The organism is Neoaquamicrobium sediminum (assembly GCF_013240295.1).
GTDB lineage: Bacteria > Pseudomonadota > Alphaproteobacteria > Rhizobiales > Rhizobiaceae > Aerobium > Aerobium sediminum.
On record NZ_JABETK010000002.1, the window covers coordinates 1,936,435 to 1,954,203 of the forward strand.

The 17,769-nt window shown below is 62.5% G+C and carries 16 protein-coding genes and 1 pseudogene; 8 read left to right on the top strand and 9 right to left on the bottom strand.

What is annotated here, in order from left to right:
• Positions 1 to 54 precede the first annotated feature (54 nt).
• On the bottom strand, positions 55 to 438 hold the full coding sequence (locus tag HK436_RS21325) for a hypothetical protein (RefSeq protein WP_173192994.1): 384 nt from the start codon (positions 436 to 438) through the stop codon (positions 55 to 57).
• A 291-nt stretch (positions 439 to 729) separates the two neighbouring features.
• On the opposite strand from HK436_RS21325, the gene HK436_RS21330 reads away from it, so the two are divergent.
• From HK436_RS21330 to HK436_RS21350, 6 genes are all read left to right on the top strand, one after another.
• Positions 730 to 1,833 (top strand): MraY family glycosyltransferase, encoded by a 1,104-nt coding sequence (locus HK436_RS21330; RefSeq protein ID WP_173192995.1) that lies wholly within the window; start codon positions 730 to 732, stop codon positions 1,831 to 1,833.
• Between the two features lie 77 nt (positions 1,834 to 1,910).
• Positions 1,911 to 2,720 (top strand): glycosyltransferase family 2 protein, encoded by an 810-nt coding sequence (locus HK436_RS21335; RefSeq protein ID WP_312860692.1) that lies wholly within the window; start codon positions 1,911 to 1,913, stop codon positions 2,718 to 2,720.
• Between the two features lie 56 nt (positions 2,721 to 2,776).
• A complete protein-coding gene (locus HK436_RS31605; protein ID WP_244649095.1) occupies positions 2,777 to 3,016 on the top strand; it encodes a hypothetical protein in 240 nt (79 codons plus the stop codon).
• The gene (locus HK436_RS21340; RefSeq protein ID WP_312860693.1) at positions 2,968 to 3,378 is read left to right on the top strand and encodes a YdcF family protein; all 411 of its coding nucleotides are present in this window, start codon (positions 2,968 to 2,970) and stop codon (positions 3,376 to 3,378) included. The genes HK436_RS31605 and HK436_RS21340 overlap by 49 nt, the downstream gene beginning before the upstream one ends.
• Entirely contained in the window at positions 3,375 to 4,637 is a 1,263-nt protein-coding gene (locus HK436_RS21345; protein WP_173192997.1) for a hypothetical protein, read from the top strand. Before HK436_RS21340 ends, HK436_RS21345 begins: the two co-directional genes overlap by 4 nt.
• Before the next feature lie 3 nt (positions 4,638 to 4,640).
• Positions 4,641 to 5,228, top strand: coding sequence for an LbetaH domain-containing protein (locus HK436_RS21350; protein WP_173192998.1), 588 nt, complete (start codon positions 4,641 to 4,643; stop codon positions 5,226 to 5,228).
• Between the two features lie 15 nt (positions 5,229 to 5,243).
• Here the strand turns inward: HK436_RS21350 and HK436_RS21355 are convergent, their stop codons facing one another.
• Genes HK436_RS21355 through HK436_RS33135 form a run of 4 tightly spaced genes read right to left on the bottom strand, consistent with a single transcriptional unit; the run spans position 5,244 to position 10,067 of the window.
• Positions 5,244 to 6,425, bottom strand: coding sequence for a glycosyltransferase (locus HK436_RS21355; protein ID WP_173193000.1), 1,182 nt, complete (start codon positions 6,423 to 6,425; stop codon positions 5,244 to 5,246).
• Positions 6,422 to 8,335, bottom strand: coding sequence for an asparagine synthase (glutamine-hydrolyzing) (asnB, locus tag HK436_RS21360; protein ID WP_173193002.1), 1,914 nt, complete (start codon positions 8,333 to 8,335; stop codon positions 6,422 to 6,424). Before asnB ends, HK436_RS21355 begins: the two co-directional genes overlap by 4 nt.
• On the bottom strand, positions 8,323 to 9,582 hold the full coding sequence (locus HK436_RS21365; RefSeq protein WP_173193003.1) for a glycosyltransferase family 4 protein: 1,260 nt from the start codon (positions 9,580 to 9,582) through the stop codon (positions 8,323 to 8,325). The genes asnB and HK436_RS21365 overlap by 13 nt, the downstream gene beginning before the upstream one ends.
• The gene (locus tag HK436_RS33135; RefSeq protein WP_312860699.1) at positions 9,579 to 10,067 is read right to left on the bottom strand and encodes a glycosyltransferase family protein; all 489 of its coding nucleotides are present in this window, start codon (positions 10,065 to 10,067) and stop codon (positions 9,579 to 9,581) included. The genes HK436_RS21365 and HK436_RS33135 overlap by 4 nt, the downstream gene beginning before the upstream one ends.
• A gap of 1,044 nt (positions 10,068 to 11,111) precedes the next feature.
• Here HK436_RS33135 and gmd point away from each other — a divergent pair.
• The gene (gene gmd, locus HK436_RS21380) at positions 11,112 to 12,185 is read left to right on the top strand and encodes a GDP-mannose 4,6-dehydratase (protein WP_173193009.1); all 1,074 of its coding nucleotides are present in this window, start codon (positions 11,112 to 11,114) and stop codon (positions 12,183 to 12,185) included.
• The gene (locus HK436_RS21385; protein WP_376769199.1) at positions 12,157 to 13,167 is read left to right on the top strand and encodes a GDP-L-fucose synthase family protein; all 1,011 of its coding nucleotides are present in this window, start codon (positions 12,157 to 12,159) and stop codon (positions 13,165 to 13,167) included. Before gmd ends, HK436_RS21385 begins: the two co-directional genes overlap by 29 nt.
• A 40-nt stretch (positions 13,168 to 13,207) precedes the next feature.
• Here HK436_RS21385 and HK436_RS21390 read toward each other — a convergent pair whose 3' ends face one another.
• The 4 genes and pseudogenes from HK436_RS21390 to HK436_RS21405 form a co-directional block, all read right to left on the bottom strand.
• Positions 13,208 to 14,473, bottom strand: coding sequence for a polysaccharide biosynthesis/export family protein (locus HK436_RS21390; RefSeq protein WP_173193011.1), 1,266 nt, complete (start codon positions 14,471 to 14,473; stop codon positions 13,208 to 13,210).
• Complete coding sequence (locus HK436_RS21395; RefSeq protein WP_173193013.1) at positions 14,470 to 15,003, bottom strand: P-loop NTPase family protein; 534 nt, start codon at positions 15,001 to 15,003, stop codon at positions 14,470 to 14,472. The genes HK436_RS21390 and HK436_RS21395 overlap by 4 nt, the downstream gene beginning before the upstream one ends.
• Positions 14,952 to 16,439, bottom strand: a complete 1,488-nt coding sequence (locus HK436_RS30430) for a GumC family protein (RefSeq protein ID WP_194248555.1) — start codon at positions 16,437 to 16,439, stop codon at positions 14,952 to 14,954. Before HK436_RS30430 ends, HK436_RS21395 begins: the two co-directional genes overlap by 52 nt.
• 298 nt (positions 16,440 to 16,737) lie before the next feature.
• Positions 16,738 to 17,501, bottom strand: a pseudogene (locus HK436_RS21405) (LuxR C-terminal-related transcriptional regulator).
• Positions 17,502 to 17,769: the final 268 nt, after the last annotated feature.

Consider the following 17,769-nt stretch of genomic DNA (forward strand, 5'->3'; position numbering starts at 1 on the left):
CCCTCCTGCCCGGCCGGCCGCCGCCGGCTTTCATGGTCTGCTGAAGACCGCCTGCTATCCTGGCTTATCGAGGACGGAGAGCCGGTCGTGTCTCAGGCGCATCGCATCGACGATGCGGCCCGCCTCCATCCATTGCGACTTGGCAGCGACAGCGCTGCTTTGGCGTAGCGCGTTAGCGGCATCTTTCAGCAACCCCTGGACGCCATCATGATCGATCCTGCCGGTCTCTTCCAATTCGAGCAATAGAGATTGACAGATGTAGAGAGCGGCCAGGCTCAAAGATCGCGTCTCGGAACTGCTTATGACCACGTCCATTTCGGTCGTACTCCACACGATCTGCCCAGCTACCGAGCAGACATTGACCGATAACTCGCCGATGCTGATGCTCGCACCGAGCGCACTCGAAATCGCTTTGAACGATTTGTCCTTTTGCGGCATCCGAATGACACCGGGTTAAGCCTTTGGTTGCATCGGCGAGTGGGGGCGATGGACTCGCGCCGCTATGGCTCGAAACAGCGATGCGGCGGATAACGGGAGGGGTTCCCAAGGCACATGGTGCTGCTCGGCAACCCTTACCCTCCACCAGAGGATTACGCAGCTAGTTCTTTTGGGCCCAACGGCTCCCTGAATGTCCAGATAGAGTGGAGCAGCGTTCAAGCTAGCATTGAGCCATGTTCGGATCGCGCAAGTGATACCGATCATTTGGTTGGGAAGGGCTTGGAGGCGGGGTTGCCAAATCTCTACGCACATCTTCTGAACGCGATCCTGACGACCGTGTTGCTGATCGAAGTCATGCGCCGCGTTGCGCCCGGCTTCCGGCTCGTCGATCTTCCAGATTTGCGAAAGCAGCACGAAGGCGCGGTGCCGCTCTGCGGTGGACTGGCGATCTTCGGCGCTTTCCTGATAACCGCCCTCGGTTTTGACGGGCATCACGAGGTGCCCTGGTACATGGCCGCGGGCATCGGCATCCTGGTCCTGACGGGTGCCGCCGACGATCGCTGGGGTCTGCGCGCAGCGACGCGCCTGGTCATCCAGCTTTGTGCCGCCTTGTTGCTCATCCTTCCTGGAATGAGCCTGTCGATCCATCTGGGCTATGTCGGCGAATTGCCGGTGCTGCTGTCACCCCTGCTCGGCGGTGCGCTTGCCCTCGTTTTCCTCGTCGGCAGCGTCAATGCGATCAATATGCTCGACGGCATCGACGGTCTCGCCGGTGCAAGCGTCGCTGCCGCGCTTTTCTGGCTCGCGCTCATAGCCGCCCATGTGGGTGACACCGACGTGGTATTGCAGGCGCTCGTGCTGCTGGCAGCAACGATCGGCTTCCTCGTCTTCAACATGCGCCATCCCTGGCGGTCCAAGGCCAGCGTCTTCCTCGGAGATGCCGGCAGCGCCATGCTCGGTGCGTTCCTGGCCTACTTCGTCGTTCGCCTCTCGACCGGCAGCAGCGTCGCATTTGTCAGTGCACTGTGGATCCTGGTGATCCCGTTCATGGATACGCTGAGCCTTATCATGCGCCGCATCGCGGCTAGGCGTAGCCCCTTTTCGCCAGATCGGATGCATCTGCACCACCTGCTGGTCGACCGCGGCATGCCGCACGCGCAGGCTGCCATTATGATCGCAGGTGTCAGCGCGCTGTGCGGCGCAATTGGCTATTTCGGCATTCTGTTCGGCGTACCGGATATTCTGATGGCGCTCGGCCTTGCGATCCCGGTTGCCGCGCACGTCGCAGCGGTGACTGCACTCACCGGAGCCGGGCGGAGCTCCAATGTCCAGCCTGCTGGCAATGCGGGCTTCGTCAGGCGTGACACACCGCCAGTCATGGGAGGTGGGCAATGACCACTGTTCTGGCCGACCGGAAGTCGGGAGCAGCTTCAGGAGCAGGCCGTACTCGGACCGGCGTGTCGGTGCTCATCATGACCTTCAACGAGGAGCAGAACCTGCCGGCTTGCCTTGCCTCGGTCGACTGGAGCGACGATGTGGTGGTGCTGGATTCCTTCAGCACAGACCGCACCGTCGAGATCGCACGGGCAGCAGGCGCACGTGTGGTGCAGCATCACTACACGACCGAAAACGGCCAGCGCATGTTCGGGCTCACCCAGATTCCGTTCCTCAACGAGTGGGTCTATACGCCCGACGCCGACGAGATCACGCCCGAAGAACTGCGCGACGAAATGCTGGCGATCGCCGCCGATCAAGGCCGGCCGGAAGCATTTTTCAAGGCGCGCTACAAGAACATGTTCATGGGGCGCTGGATCAAGCACGCGAGCCTGTATCCCACCTGGATCACACGGCTTGTCAGGCCCGCCAAGGTCCGCTTCGACCGCGAGGTCCATTCCGTCTGCGCTTCCGACCAGCCGGGTGGCCTGCTGAAAGCGCATTTCATCCACTACAGCTTCAACAACGGGCTCCGCGCCTGGTTCGACAAACACAACCGCTATTCGAGCGTGGAGGCTGAACTCGCGATCGAGAATCCGCCGCCGCCGCTACGCTGGGCATCCTTGTTCAGCCGACGTGCCGACCAGCGGCGCGGCGCGCTGAAGGCGATGGCAGCCAGGCTGCCGTTCCGCCCCACCCTGCGCTTTCTCTACATGTACGTGCTGCGCGGCGGCTTCCTCGACGGCTGGCCGGGCTACGCCTATTGCCGGCTCATTTCCGGCTATGAGTTCATGATTGGGCTGAAGACGGAAGAGCTTCGTCGCAGGCGGCAAGGCCTGCGGATCTGACGACCGCGATGCAGCTCATGAATGCACTCATCACAACGGGTATCGGGAGAGCAAGCATGCTCGCCGCGGCCGCTTTGGCGGCAATTGCGGTTTTCGTGCTCTATCTCTGTCTGGTCGCCCTGGCCGAACCGCTGCTGACGGTGAGGGACGCGTTCGCGAGGACCGATGTCATTGTGGTGCTTGGGGAGACGGACCGCCGCGCGCTGCAAAAGCGGCAGAGCTGTGGCTCGCCGGCCTGGCGCCCAGGATTCTCGTATCGGGCGACGGCGACTGTCTGTACATCCGCGACGCCATGATTGCAGCGGGCGTGTCCAGGGGTGCCATAACCACGGAATGTCGATCCGGTAGTACCCGCGAAAACGCGCAGCTCTCCGCTCCCATACTTGCCAGATCTGAGATGGCTTCGGCCACGCTCGTGACAAGCTGGTACCATTCGCGCCGCGCTCTGGCGAGCTTCGAAAGGGCCTGTCCGCGCATCGACTGGAAATCCAATCCGACGGAACCCCCGCCGACATTTCCAGGAGCCGCATTCAGCCATCACGGCCCCGCGATAGCCCAGGAATATGCCAAGACCGTCGTCTACGCGCTCGGCGATCTCGCGCGAGATATCGAAGCTACGGATAAGCCCACTGGCTGGTGCGCGGGAGAACCGGCATGAGCTGGGCCCTGACCTTGATTTTCACCGGCATCGTCGCCTGGTTCCTTGCCACCGGCTTTGCCTCCCCACGGCGGGTCTACGAGTTTCCGTTTCTTGCAGGGATGATGGCGTTTGCCTTCCTGGTGCCGCAGATTCCGCCGGTCATCAGCGATATGACGCTGCCGGAGGGCGCCTATACCGCCGCGATGGGCGTCGCGGTGCTTTGCATGGCGATGATCCGTGTTGGCTGGCGGGAGAATGCCGCGCCGCTTCCGTTTTTCGCCCAGAGCTTTTCCGAAGCGAGGCTTCTGAAAGTCGCCATCGTCATGTCGCTCGTGGGAGCGCTGTTCTACTTCCAGCTCAGCCGCATGCCCTCGGAACTGACCGTCGGCGTTCAGATGTCCGGCATCAGCGTGGTTTACCTGTTCTTCGGCCGGCTTCTGATTTACGGACTTGCCATCGCCGCCCTGTGTTTCGCACGACGACCGAGTTGGCTGGCCGGCGCGGTCATCGCCTTCGACCTGGTATTCTGCCTCGACCGGATTCTGGTCACGGGCAAGCGTGCCGAGACCCTGGAAATCGTTTTGATCCTGGCGCTTGCCTACTGGTTCCATCGCGGCTGGACACCGCCACGTCTTGCTGCGATCGCTGGCGTGGTCGGCATCACGCTCGTCATGGGAAGCCTCGCCGACTACCGTCACATCAACCGCGAAAGCGGTGGCTTCGACGCCCGGCAGATCATGGAGATCGATGTCGTCGACAACTTCAGGGAAAACCTGGCCAATGGCGGGCTCGAGTTTCGCAACGCCGTCCAGCGCATAGGGCAGATCGATCGCAGCGGCGAATTCGACTACGGCGCGGTTCACTGGAACCGTCTCGTCTTCAACTTCGTGCCTGCCCAGATTCTTGGGGCCTCGACGAAGAAGGCATTGATGATCCCGACGCCGGAACCCTCGCGAGACTATCTTCCCCCAACGGGCACGACCGAGACCGGCTTTGTCGATGCTTTCCTGTCGTTCTGGTATTTCGGAGCGGTCAAGTTTCTCATCCTCTCCTATCTCATGTCCCGCATCTGGGCCTCGGCCATGAGCGGGTCCACGACGGGACAGATCGTCTACATGCTCAGCATCGTACCTGCGATGCATTCCATTTCACATGTGACCGACTGGGTGTTGCAGGTCTGGGTGCACATGATCTTTTTCCTGGCGCCGGCACTGTTGTTGGCATCGCTGCACCAGGTCAAAAGCCGACACCGGCTTGTGCCGGCAACGGTGGCGTGACCCATGGCCCGTTACAGCGAGACAGTAGAACCCAGGGGCCGCGCGCACGGACGGTCTCCGTTGCTTGGCGGGGCGACATTCGAACTGCGCCATCGTGTGGCAAGGATGGCATGGTCGACCTGCTGGATTTTGTTCGCGAGATGGACGCCGCCGCAGTTGCAGCCGCTGCGCCGGCTGGTTCTGCGCGCCTTCGGAGCCGACATCCACCCGACGGCCATGGTGCGCAGCAGCGTGAAGATCTGGTGGCCCGGCAATTTGAAGATGGGTGAGCGGGCCTCTCTGGGACCGGGCGCAATCTGCTACAACGTCGCCCCGGTGACGATCGAGGATTTCGCAATCGTCTCGCAACGGGCACATCTGTGTACGGGCACCCACGACATCGACGACCCGGACTTCCCGCTGCGTGCTCGGCCGATCAAGGTCGGGCGAAACGCATGGGTGGCGGCCGAGGCGTTCGTCGGTCCGGGGGTACATATCGGCGAAGGCGCGGTTCTTGGAGCCCGCGCGGTGACCTTCCGCAACCTTGAAGACTGGACAGTCTATGGCGGCAATCACGCCGAGCCGCTCAGAAGTCGCAAAAAGATAGTCTGAACCAGCCCATCAAACTCAAGCAGCGACGCGGATGTTCGGTTTTCTCGCAAGCGCGTAGGCATCGAGCGTCATGTTGGCGATCACCGGCCAGGTGAAGCGCTGCCTGACGAGCGCGCGGCCGGCAGCGCTCATTGCCTCGGCTGTCTCGGCGTCGGCCAGGATAGCCGAAAGTGCGGATGCAACAGCCTCCGCATTCAGATCGACGACCATGCCGGCGCCCACTGCCGCAACCTCGGGAAAATGGCACTCCTTCGAGATGACGACGGGTGCGCCGCAGGCGAGCGCCTCCGTGATCGCCACGCTGAACCCCTCCTGCCGACTGGGTAGGCAGAAGCACGCGGCATCGCAAAGCGCCTCGAGCTTCTCGCGGCCGTAGAGGCCGCCGACAAGGTGCACGCGCTTGCCAAGTCCATGGGTGTCAATGGCGCTGCGTAGGGACGCTTCGGCCCCGTCGTCCGGGCCGGCAATCACCAGATCGACGTCCGGCCACTGCGGCGCGAGCCGCGCATAGGCATCGACCAGATAATCGAGCCCCTTCTTGGTGTGCAGCCGCGACAGAAACAGCACGAAGCGCCGTCCCGCCAGCGCCGAATGCTGGTTTGAAAAGCTGCCTTTTGGCGGCAACGGCTCAATCTCGTCGAGAAAGATGCCGTTGGGGATCGTTCGTGTTGGCGCGCGTAGGTTCAATGGCGCCAGTAGCCGCGCCTCGTCGTCGTTGAGCACATGGATGAACGCGGCCTCGTCGAGCATCCGTCGATAGCCCAAAGCGAGCGCGACCCGCTTCTTCCAGTATTTCTGCTGCAGGCTCCAGGGATCGAGCATTCCCGCCAGACGAACGCAGTATGGAATGCCGGCCGACCGCGCGACATTCGCCGCCTGCCGCAGGATCGGTTCCCATACTCCGTGAAGATGAACGGCATCGGCGCCAGCGATGATTTCGGTGAGAGGTCGGCGTGTCGCCAGCGCCAGTATGCGTTCGCTGCGGCCCGGTTCGGGCAGCAGGTGCCGTTCGACATCGAGTATCCCGGGCACGTCCATCAGGGCCCTTCGAATGCGCGGCTCCGCTTCCGCATCCGCGTAGCTGACGATGTGCACATTGTGCCCTTTGGCAGCCTGGGCTGCGGCTATGCGCATCACGACCCCGGGAGGGCCGCCGAAGGCCGGGTCGATCGAGCCGATGACGTGAACGACCTTCATGACGCGTACTCCCTTGCAGGCGAGGTGCGGGCGGTTCGGCGCAGATAGTGGCCGAGCACGCAGCAGGCGAAAGCGCGTGACCATGCCGGACTTTCCGGCTCGGTGACGAAGGTCGACCACAAGGCCTCGAGGCCTTCCGCCTCGACGAGCCCGGACGCGCGAAGATGTTCGAATCCGCTTCGGCAGCTCTCGGCCAGCGGGCCGAGCATCCAGCGCCGTATAGGCAGCGTGAAGCCGTGCTTGGGCTGGTTGAGGAGTTCGGGACGAAGCAGGTCCGGCATTGCCGCGCGAAGCATATGTTTGTCGGCGCGCCCGTTGGGAAGGCGAACGCGTCCCGGCAGGCCGAAAGCAAGGTCGACAAGCCGTCGATCAAGCAACGGTACGCGAATTTCCAGCGAGTGCGCCATGCCATCGGCATCCCCATCCCGCAGCAGCATGTTGCCCATGTAGAGGCGGCTCTCGAGCAGGCCGACACTCCATATCGGGTCCCGAGGATTGACGGGCATCGCCTCCATTTCCTCGGGATCGAGGAAATTTTCATCCAGTCCCAGCCATCGCGCATCGAGACCGAGCGCATTCATCTGCGCAGGAGCCATTAGCCGCCGCCGATGAGTGTAGAGGCTGGTCAGGTCCGCGCCGGATTCGGCCAGAGCGGCAGCCTTGGCCCGGAACGCTGCCGGCTTGCCCGCGCTGAGGAGTTCCGCCAGCCGCCGCCGCTTCGGCGCCGGCAGCCAGGATGCATGTCTCAGCATCCGGTAGAGGCGCGGCACATCGACAAAGCTCGAATATCCGCCGAAAAGCTCGTCTCCGCCCTGCCCTGACAGGGCGACGGTTATGCCGTGTTCGCGCACTGCCTTTGAAATCACATAGACGTTGAGCCCGTCGATCGACGGCATATCGATCGCGCCCAGCCATGCTTCGGTCGTTGCAATCGCATCCGCGCTTTCGATGCGTATTTCCGTATGGTCGAGGCCGAAGCGGCGCGCTGTGTCGCCGGCCAGTTCCAGTTCGCTGAGATCGGGGTTCTCGGCAAAGCCGACTGTGAAGCTTCGCAGCGTCGAGGCGTGTCGCGCGGCAAGCCCGGCAACGATGGTGCTGTCGAGGCCGGAAGACAGGAACACGCCTACCGGCACATCGCTCACCAGATGATCGCGCACCGATGCTTCCAGCGTTCCACGTACAGCCTCGACGGCTTCCGATCGGCTCAGATGCGATTCAGGCCGCGGTGGCGACCAGTAGTGCACCGGCGGCTCTTCTTCGCCCCTGGCCGTCAGCATCTGCCACGCGCCGGCCGGAAACGACCGGATGTTGCGGAACATCGTATAGGGATGCTGGCATGCGCCGTAGGAGAATAGCCCTGCGATGCCGCGCGGGTCGATCTGCGGCTCGAGCAGACCCGAGGCGAGAATGGCGCGCACCTCGCTGGCAAAGACGAATGTACGCCCGCGCCGCCCGATATAGAGCGGCTTGATCCCCAGGGGATCGCGCGCAAGCATCATCTCCCCGGTAGCGGCCCGGTAGAATGCGAACGCGAACATGCCCTGCAAGCGCGACAGCGCGCGCGGCCCCCACTCGACGAGCGCGTGCAGCAGCACCTCGGAATCGCTATCGCCCAGAAAGACGGTGCCGCCGGCACTCAGCTCCGCCTTGAGATCGCGATAGTTGTATATCTCGCCATTGTAGACGAGCACGTCACCGGTATGCGGATGAACCATCGGCTGCGCGCCCTGGGCCGACAGGTCGATGATTGAGAGCCGCCGGTGGCCCAGCCCGAGGGTCGCATCGCCCATCGTCAGATAATGCTCGCCGCCGCCGTCTGGGCCACGATGGCGTTGCGCGTCAACCATTGCCGGCAACGCCAGCCGCGCAATCCCGCCATCCTGGCAAATGACACCTGCTATACCGCACATGGCAGTTTTTCCATTTCGGCCGATGCGGAAGGATCGAAGGCGGCCCACAGCCGCCGGCCATAAGCAGCCACATCGAACTCGGCCGCCCGCGCACGCGCATTGCGTCCCATCCACACGACGAGATCGGGATCTGCGGAGAGCCGCGAAATCCTGTCACACAGGGCGTCGACATCGCCCGCAGCGCAAACGAAACCATCGACGCCATCGCGAACCACGCTGCCCGCATTCGGCGTCGTCACGACCGGCAGCCCGGCTGCGAGTGCCTCGTAGATCACCGTTGCCGACCCCTCGCAGATCGACGGCAGGAAGAATATGTCGGCCCAGTCGTATTGTGCCGGAATTTCGGAGCGGGGCACCTGCCCCGTCACGGTGAGGGCGTCGGCCAGCTCGCGCTGGCGCGCCGCCGGCAGTTGCTCGACCGGCCCGACGAAGCGGAATGACGCCTCCTTGCTCAGACGCAGTGCCGAGGTCATGACGTCGGGCGTGCCTTTCCTGAGGCAGGCCGCACCCACCGTCAGCACCCGCAACCGGCCCGGCAAACGGGGCGTCGAAAAGTTTCGCACGACCGTGGCGTCGACCCCGTAAGGCACGACCACGCAACGCTCGACCGGCCCTCCAGCCGCAGCGATACCGTCGCGAACGAAGTCGGACGCGCATATGACGAGGGCGGCCGCTTCCCATCGTCGTTTTTCGCGCTGCGCGTACTCGCCAGCCAGCGGCACCTCGTCCGGCGCAGGCTCCCAGCCCGGATGCCGCTCGGTTTCGAGGGCCACCAGACGGTCGGCCACCGAGCGCGGCGCGATAACCTGCTCCACGGCGCTCCAGAGGCCTTGCTTTCGCGCCGCCTGCAGTTGCTCGAGGCATTCGCCGCTCATGCCGTAGAAGGCGCGGGCTTCCCCGAAGCCTTCCGCCACCACCGCGCGCGAGAATGCGCGCCCCGCTTCCAGCGCGACCTGGGTGTCGACAGCGATTGTCGGCGTCATCATGCGACGGATGACGGACTGAAGCCCAATCGTCTCGAAGCAGCGTATCTTGTGGGGCGGTATGCCTTGCGGAACCCTGCCGGCGAGGCGTCTTAGCGAGGCCGGCAGGGCGCGGCGCGGCATCATGCCGAGCGCGCGCGGCCAGCCGCGTGCGGCGCAAATGTCGGTATTGAGCCGCTCGAGGCGGCCAAGGTTTTCGAAGATGCGAGGCACCGCATAGTGCATGCGCGCGCCAAGCTGACTGACGACGACTGTTCCCTTCATGCGGTTGCTGCGCCTCCGCGCGTCTCGACGGGAATGCCGCTCTGGGGCGCGAGCTTCAGCACCGCGCGAAGCCATGCGTTAACGCCGATGCCAATCGAATATTCGTTCTCGAACAGCCGCCTTGCGTTCTCGCCCAACATACGAAGGCGCTCTTCGTCATCGCGCAGGGCGACGATCTCGGCAGCCAGGCCTTTCGCGTCCTCGATCTCGAATGCACTTCCACAATCGTAATCGCGCGCGACGCGGGCGACTTCTCCCCCAAGCGAACCGACGAAAAGCGTCGGCCGGCCTGCAGCCAACACGCCGTAAAACTTGCTGGGAATGATGCAGTGTTCCAGCTCCGGCAGCAGCGACACCAGATGCGCATCCGCGACGCAGAGGCTTTGCGAAAGCACGTCGATCGGCTGCAGCGGCTTGAAGGTCACGTTTTCGAGCCGGCGGCGCTTCACTTCCGCCTCGACCGTCTTGCGCTGTCCGTCCGTCACCGACCATCAGAAAATGGATGTCGTTCTGGTCGCGCAACCGGTCCGCTGCTTCAAGCAGCGTCGAGAAATCATGCGCACGCCCGAAGTTTCCGGAATATCCGACCACAAACTTGTCCCGGAGGCCCCACTGGGCACGCAGCTCGTTCTTTTGTCGTTCAATCGGCCGTATCTCGCCGCCGTCGGACCAGTGATGAACGACCGAAATCGGCGTCGTGGTTGTCGCTGCCAGATGGCGCGCCATGGTGCCTGTCGGACAGACGATCAACGACGCGCGCCGGTCCGACCAGTTCCGTAGGCGCAGAGCGAGCGCTGCAAGCCTTGGATGCCGGTCCAGCATTCCAAGTTCGATGGCGGTTTCCGGAAAAAGGTCCATGACCCAGCCCACCAGCGCCGCGCCGCGAAGGCGGATCGGCAAGGCCGTGGCGACCGAAAGCAGCGGCGGGTCGGTGCAGTTGACGCACAGATCGCCCCGGCGGGCGTTCACAAGCATCCACCACGCGGCAAGAACGTGGAACGAAAGATAGTCGGCGGCACGGCCGGGCAGGCTCCCCCTCCCAAACGCGGAGGTAGCCAGCCTCGTGACCTCGACCCCCTGGATCGTTTCGCGAGCCGGAAGGACCGCATCGTTGTCGTTGTGGAACTGCCGGCTTGTGACCACGGCCACCGAATAGCCCCGTTTTGCAAGCGCGAAGGCCAGCCCGGAGACCATTCGGCTCGTTGCCGACTGGTCGGGATGGAAGTAGCGGTTGACGAGGACGATCCGCATGCGAGCGCCTGTGTTCGTTTTGGTGCATCGCAGGCTGTGACTTCACAACCGGAACCGCAATTTCAGCGAAAGGTGGAGCCGGAGCGGTATTCGAACCCGCCTACCCCTTATGGCTGCGGAAGGCCGCTCCGATTGCGGCAGAACGTGCCACCCGCCTGCAGGCTACACCTTTAGGGCTGTGCTGTTTCGCCCCGCCATGCACCTATTTGGCAAGTTCCGCGCCCGCGCGAGACCGGCAAAGCTGCGGTCTGGTCTTGCCAACATAAAAGGGGGCGCAATTGCCGAAACAGCGAGCACTCATCATCGGCGTCACGGGACAGGATGGCTCCTATCTCGCGGAGCTTCTGCTGTCGAAGGGCTACGAGGTCCACGGTCTGAAGCGGCGTTCGTCCTCTTTCAACACCGCGCGCATCGATCACCTCTACCAGGACCCGCACGACGAGGATATTCGTTTCATCCTGCATTATGGCGATCTGACCGACGCGACAAATCTCTGCCGCGTGATCCAGAAGGTGAAGCCGCACGAGATCTACAATCTCGGCGCCCAGAGCCATGTTCAGGTAAGCTTCGAAACACCCGAATACACGGCAAACGCAGATGCGCTCGGAACCTTGAGGCTGCTGGAAGCGATCCGCATCCTCGGTTTGGAGAATGAGTGCCGTTTCTACCAGGCCTCGACATCCGAGCTCTTCGGCAAGACCGCACCGACGGCGCAGAACGAAATGACGCCGTTCGTGCCGCAGAGCCCCTACGCGACAGCCAAGTTGTTTTCATATTGGACCACGGTCAACTACCGTGACGCCTATGGCATGCACGCCTCGAACGGCATTCTCTTCAACCATGAAAGCCCGGTGCGCGGCGAAACCTTCGTGACCCGCAAGATCACCCGTGGCGTCGCCGCCATCGAACGCGGGCTGCAGAAGCGTCTCATGCTCGGCAATCTCGACGCCAAGCGCGACTGGGGCCACGCTCGCGACTACGTGGAAGGCATGTGGCGCATCGTTCAGCAGGACGTCCCTGACGACTACGTGCTGGCGACGGGCGAAACGCACACGGTCCGGGAATTTGTCGAGAAAGCCTTCTCGGTTGTCGACTGTACGATCGAATGGGCGGGAAATGGCGTCGAGGAAATCGGCATCGACACGCGCAACGGCAATACGATCATCGAGATCGATCCCCGCTACTTCCGGCCGAACGAAGTGGACTTCCTGCTGGGCGACGCGTCGAAGGCGCGCGAAAAGCTCGGATGGTCGCACAGCTGCTCCTTCGACGATCTCGTCGCCGAGATGGTCAGCTCGGACATGAGAACCATAGCGCTCGAGGCTGGTCGCAATGACTTCCATGGCATGTGAGCAGACGTTCGAGCTGCGCGGCAAACGGATCTGGATCGCCGGACACACTGGTCTCGTGGGCTCGGCCCTGCACCGGCGCCTGTCGCAGGAGCCGTGCGAATTGCTGCTGGCCGGCCATGACGAACTCGACCTTATCCGCCAGGATGCGACCGAGGCATGGATGCGCCGTACGCGACCTCAGGTGGTGGTGGTCGCGGCGGCACGAGTGGGCGGCATCATGGCCAACTCCCGCTACCCGGCCGACTTTCTCTACGACAATCTGATGATTGCGGCGAATGTGCTGAGGACAGCGCACGAAATCGGCGTCGAACGGCTCGTTTGGCTTGGTTCGAGCTGCATCTATCCGCGCGAGGCCGAACAGCCCATTCGGGAAGATTCTATTCTGACCGGACCGCTGGAGGCAACCAACGAAGCCTATGCGATCGCCAAGATCGCCGGGCTCAAGCTGGCAGAGTCCTACAACCGGCAGCATGGCCAGCAGTTCTTCACGGTAATGCCGTGCAACCTCTACGGACCGAACGACAATTTCGATCCGCAGAACTCGCACGTTATCCCCGCGCTCATGCGCAGGATGCACGAAGCGAAGGAAGCTGGGGCGCGAACCGTGGAACTATGGGGCACGGGAACGCCGCTTCGCGAGTTCCTGCACGTCGACGATCTGGCGGACGCTGTGGTGTTGCTGCTCAGTCGCCACGTAAGCGGCGAACCGGTCAACGTCGGGTCGGGCCTGGAGATTTCTATTGCCGACCTCGCGCATGTGGTCGCCCGCGTCGTCGGTTATCGCGGCCGGATCGTCTTCGATCCGACCAAGCCCGACGGAACGCCGCGAAAGGTTCTGGGATCGCAGCGCGTCAAATCGCTCGGCTGGCGACCGTCAATTTCTCTAGAAGACGGGCTTGGCGAAATGTATCGCGCCTGGCGCGCCCGCAACGCTGTGGCGCAACCGCCGTTGGGCCGCGCCGTGGAGCAGGTTGTCGGATGAGAGAGGGAGCGGCGCCGGCGGCATGAAGCCGCCGGAACCTTCAGTTCGTGTTGGCGCTCGTAGCGACCGGTCGAACCATCTCGGCTCTGAGGATATCCCCCGGCCTGATCTGTTCACGTTCGCCGACAGGCGTTTCCTCATAGTCACCCTCGGGCGTCCGGCGCAGGATGCGATAGGACAGCGTAACACCCGCCTGAAGCTGCGCGCCGGAATCCGCCGTCATGGCGACTTCAACCATGGAAGCCAGAAGCGCCTCCTCGCGTTTGGCCTTGCGCTCAAGCTCCAGTTCGACTTCCTGCAACTTGGCGGCCGCCTCGTTGCGGCGCTGTTCCTTGAGGCCTTCGCGCCTTTGCTGGACCGCAAGCAGGTTCTGCCGCGCGCGGGCGAGATAGGAGTTGAGTTCCAGCGCGTCGCGTCGCGTGGCGGAAAGCCGGCGCTCGGATTCGCGCAGGTTTGACTTGGACGTGAGGCCGCGCTCGACGAGTTGGGTCGTCGCCGCCACGTCCTCGCCAAGCAGCCTTATTTCGTCCTCATGCAGTTTGATGCTTTGGGTGATGCTCGCGATCTCGTCGACGAAACTCTGCTCCTGAGCCAGAAGTGCTTTCCCCTCAGCCTCCAGATTGGCGTTGCGGATCGTCAGCAGATCCCGTTCACGCTCGTTGACCTTTCGCTGAAAAGCCAGGAGCGCCGGCTCGTCCTTGCGTGGCTCCGGCGGAATGAAGTCGCCATCGTCCAGTTCGGCACGATGTCGCGCACGCGCAGCCTCCAGGCCCATGATCTGCAGTTCGTTGTCATTGAGTTCCTGGCGCATTCCCAGAAGCTGGAGACCGCTGCCGCTGGCCAGAGGCGTTTCAGCACGTCGAAGGCCGCCACCCAGAGCAAACAGCTCCAGCGTGATCATCCCGGGCCGATAGTCGTAGCGGCCTGGAGTCTGCACGTCGCCAAGGACGAAAACCGGCGCGTAGCGGCTGACAGCAGCCGCCACGGACAGGCCCGGCACGAATTCCGCGAGGTCGCGGGAAAGCGCATCGGCGACATCCGCCGTGGATTTGCCGGATACCGCGACCTGCCCCAGAAGCGGGTACGCGATCGCGCCATCATTGATCGTAAATTCGCCAGACAGGCCCTCCTCGCCGAAGACGTTGATAGCCAGCACATCACCGTTTCCGAGAAGGTACGGCTCGTTTGCAGCCTGGCCGAACGCGCTTGATACCGTGACAGCCAGCAAAGCGCTGCCGGCGACCGTAGCGAACAGGCGTTGGGCAAACCGGCCTTGCCCGGCCTTGGTGGCAATGGTGCTTTTCATCGCGCTATCCTTATCACCGACCCCTGGCCGGATGCCGGGTCACCGGGCTGCCGCTTCAGCGACCAGGATGTGGTTTCGGGCGAAAGATCGGGTTCCAGCGTGACATCCTTGCTGGCCCGGTTGAGGATGATACCGTCCGGCGCGGATCCGATCGCCGTCATGCGGCGAAGCGCATCCACCACCTGTTCCGAACGATCGCGCTCGCAGTCGACGACAAACAGCGAGCAATCGGCAAGCCCGGCGATCACCACCGCATCGTTGGCACGCTCGAGATCGGGTGCGTCGAGCACCACCAGTTCGAAGTTTTCTCTCAGGCGGGCGACGAACTGGCCGAACGCGGAACTCTGCAGGAACAGTTCCGGCGCGACCTTGCGCGACCGCGCAGGCACGATGCAGGCTTGCGATTGCGGATCGCGATGGATGACGGCATCGCTTGCGAGCTCACTGTCCAGTATGCCGTCCAGCCACTCGTCCGGCTTCAGCCCTGCCGTACTGGCAAGGCTCGGATTCCGGAGATCCGCTTCAACCACCACCGCCTTGAGCCCCGCTGCAGCAGCCGAACGGACGAGCCCCAGCGCGAGAGACTGGTCTTTCCGCGCCCGCTACCGGCCGACGTGACCGCAACGACCTTCTTGCCTCGCGCCCGCAGGCTGAGCCGGATACCCGACAGTGCCAAGCCGAGAGGCGTAGCCTGATCCGCCACCGTCTCGACCTTGCCGAAACGGCGCGCCGGCAGGCGCGGAACCGCGCCTATTACCGGGATGCCTGTCGCCTCCAAGTCCCGCAGGATCCGCAGACGCCTGTCCGTCATTTCACGCCATGTGATGCCGAAGGCGGCGAAGCAGCCGGCAAGGCCGATACCCAGCAGCAACCAGTTGGATGGCCGCGGGCTTGCGCGCGCAGCCGCTGGCTGCGCAGGCGAGATAAGCTGCGCCTCGGGCATCTCGAAGCCGTCCTGTTCGATCGTCTGCTTGTAGCGAACAAGGTAGCTTTCATAGATCGCCCGGTTGGCGGTCGCCTCGCGTTGCAACTGCGCTGCGGTCAACTCCGCATTGTTGGCTTCCGAAAGTTCTGTCTGGGCAGCCTGCAACGACTGTCCGAGCGCGGCGAGGTTCTCCCGCGCGATATCAGCTTCGTTTGCAAGGCTCTGGATGAGCCGGTCGACCTCGACGCCGATTTGCCTGCCGAGAGCTTCCTTTTCAGCCGTCAGCAGATCGATCTGCCTGCTGCGGATCGCACCGCTCTTCTTCAAGGTGTCCAGCTCACGCTCGACCCGCGAATGTTCTGTTTGCAGGGTCTGGATAGCCGTCGAGCCGAGAAATTCCGCGAGAGCCGGCACATCCTGCTCGCCCGCCAGCCTTTTCACGACTTCAAGCCGCGCCTCGGCCGTTGCGAGAGCTCCCTTAACTCTTGCGGTTTCGGTATTTGCAGCCGTCACCGCCATCGACTGGAGCGATACGCCGTTTGTCTGGATAAGCCCCGCGCCTTGGCGGAAGTGCTCCAGCGCCTGTTCCGATTGTTCGAGCTGGGCTCGCAGACCAATCAGCGTCTCCCCAAGCCAGTCGCTTACCCGGCGGTTGGCCGCTTTCTGAATGTCGATCTGATGAGCCAGATAAGAACGCGCGAACGCGTTCGCGACGCTGGCTGATATCTCGGGCTTTGCCGAAGCATAGGATATGAAGATCGTGTATGATCGACCGTCGTTGCTGACCCTGAGGTTTGACAACAGCAGGTCGATCATACGCTCATCGGAATTGGTCGTCGTGGGTTGCGGCGCCTGTTCCGCCTCGCCGGATGAACCGGCGTTGCCCGAAGCAACAAATCCCACGACCGAGCGAATGAGCGTTAACGGGCTCCAATCGACAAGCCGGTGCTCCTCGACATCGATGCCTTCGCGCTTGAGCCGTTCGACCACGTTCAGGGCGAGAGTACGCGACCCGATAATGTCGAGCTGTGTCCGCAGCACTGGACTGTCCTGCGGTAGTGGTGAGACGACGGACTCATTCGGGATTGCCTGAACCCGTCGCACGTCGAGAACGATGACCGCCTGCGAAACATAGCTGGACGGTGCGTTGGCATAGCCGAACCATGCAGCCGACAAACCCAAGGCGCTTGCGACGGCAATCGTTATGCGTCGTCGTCGCAAGGTGAGCCAAGGATTCCAGGACTGACGTAGTTTCACACTCCCGGCCGAACGCCGTACATCATCAACAATCATCTGAAACGCCCCCGCGTTAGAACTAACTGACTAATCGCTTCGGCGATCAGTGCTGGAAGTTCGCGTGCTCCGGGAACATTTCATTGATCTTGAAAGCAACCTCGGTCCTGTTGGTTGCCTTGAGCTTCCGCATGATGTTGCGGATGTGAACCTTCACGGTGCTTTCGCGAAGATTGAGTTCGTAGGCGATAATCTTGTTGGCCTTCCCGCGACAAAGAGCGTTGACGACCTCTTCCTGCCTCTGCGTGAACATGCCCGACATCGGCCGGTTCACGTCGTTGCCGGCCTCGATCGCCCTGCGCATTGCCAAGACGCTGCTGGCCGGGAGGAATATTCCGCCTGCCAGCGCAAGATTGATTGCCTCGATGCATACATCGATCTGGACCGAAGTCGGGATGTAACCCTTGGCGCCGAGTTCGAGAGCTTTCAGCACATGGGCCAGCTCGTCGTTGTCGGCGAGCACGATAACGGGGCATGCATATTCCGCTACCAGCTTGGTGATCGTCGATCCGACCGCCGCGTCTGCAGGACGCTGCCGTCCGATACACAGAAGTACTGCGGCAAGGGGGGATGCTGGTTCTTCATCTGCCGCCATTCTGCGATTGAACCGCATGCGGCGACTTCGAAGGGCATCTGCTTGGCGCGAAGTCCTTGAGCCAGGCAATCGCGATCGAGAACACGGGTATCGAAGATAAGCAACGTACCTTTATCTTCGTGTCGGTCGACCCCGTCACGGGCCCGATCATTGAGATTGTCTTCACTCACAAGGAATATTGAACGCTCCGGTCTTTCTTCATGGATGCTGCGCATGACTAGTTGCTCCCCTTTACTACCTACACCAAGTTTCCGCGCCGCATCCTGGTGCCCGTCATTCCGTTGGCGTTTGCCAAACATTAAGATTAACGGGCGGTATACAAACCATTAGTAGGCCCTATCGATCAGGCAAACATTGATTAGGATTAAGTGAATTGCAAAATTTCATTCTCAAAATCAGCAATAATGAAATTTATTCGCAATAAATGGGATGGATAGGGAGAATCTTTGTTCGCATTTGATAGCTGACAAAGAAGGATTCTCA